Source organism: Ornithinimicrobium cerasi, from assembly GCF_003702705.1.
Taxonomy (GTDB): Bacteria; Actinomycetota; Actinomycetes; order Actinomycetales; family Dermatophilaceae; genus Ornithinicoccus; species Ornithinicoccus cerasi.
This window is the reverse complement of sequence record NZ_QZMN01000070.1, coordinates 1-882: the sequence shown is the minus strand read 5'-3', so window position 1 is coordinate 882 and position 882 is coordinate 1. Positions and strand designations below refer to the sequence as shown.

Below are 882 nucleotides of genomic sequence, written 5' to 3'. Positions count from 1 at the left end.
CTCTACGTCGGTCTGCACCGCGAGCTGCGGGGTGAGCACCTGGCCGCCATGCGGTTCATCCAGGTATACGCGGTCGACCGCGTCCTGGCGCTGGTGCGGCTCGACCCGGCCACGGAGCTGGACTACCCGGACCCCTTCGAGGCGACCCGCCGTATCGAGAATGCCTCTTTACCCGGAGGCTTGCCGCTGCACCAGATGATCCCCGGTTACACGGACAACCTCAACGCCGTACGAGCAGTCGTGGCATGGCTCACCACTCACCACGACACCGCCCCCGCCATCGTCGCAGCGATCCGGGAACTGACCACGACGCTCGAAACCCGGAGCCAGACCGACAACGCATAGTGCCACCTGCGGCATGATCGGACGAGCGTAGCCGTCCTCAGCGCGGCAAATGAGTGCGTCGCGTGCGGCAGGATGTCGTCGTATGCGCGCCGTGTTGAAGAGCCTTGTCCTCGAGCCCGACCCCGCAACGCTCCCTGCCGATGCCGTGGAGTTCGCGATGCTCGCCCGCATGATGATCGGCCCTGCCGACGCGGCTGGTGAAGAGTCGTTCGACGTCACAGTCTGCACGCCAGAGTGGCTAGCCCGCGCGTGCAGCGACGCGGGCGGCATCTACAACGCGCGGCATCACCTCGTCGTTGACCTTGAGTCTTTTGACCAACGCGCACTTCATGCCTGGCTCTCTGCGAGAGTCCAAGAAGTTGAGGCACAAACCTGGTCCGGCATCGGCGAGAAGCTGAGTCGTCTCGGCTTCTGGGAGTTCGAGGACTACACGGCCTGATCCTTGAGACAGGGCTCCCGACCAGCGGCATGTGCGTGCGTAGTCGTCTGTATTACACTTGGTGTATGAGCGAACCGTTCGACCTGGAAGCGCTCGAT

2 protein-coding genes are annotated in these 882 nt (G+C 64.1%); both read left to right on the top strand.

Translation table 11 applies throughout. The annotated features are described in order from the left end of the window. The coding region (locus D4B81_RS18625; protein ID WP_202613772.1) for a hypothetical protein at positions 1–345 on the top strand (345 nt) is incomplete at its 5' end. An 82-nt stretch (positions 346–427) separates the two neighbouring features. Then, positions 428–784, top strand: a complete 357-nt coding sequence (locus tag D4B81_RS17840; RefSeq protein WP_161965302.1) for an Imm8 family immunity protein — start codon at positions 428–430, stop codon at positions 782–784. Positions 785–882 lie beyond the last annotated feature (98 nt).

Bases quoted from the DNA above. Each gene is read 5' to 3' on its own strand.
- D4B81_RS17840 (WP_161965302.1), top strand. From the start codon at position 428: ATGCGCGCCGTGTTGAAGAGCCTTGTCCTCGAGCCCGACCCCGCAACG.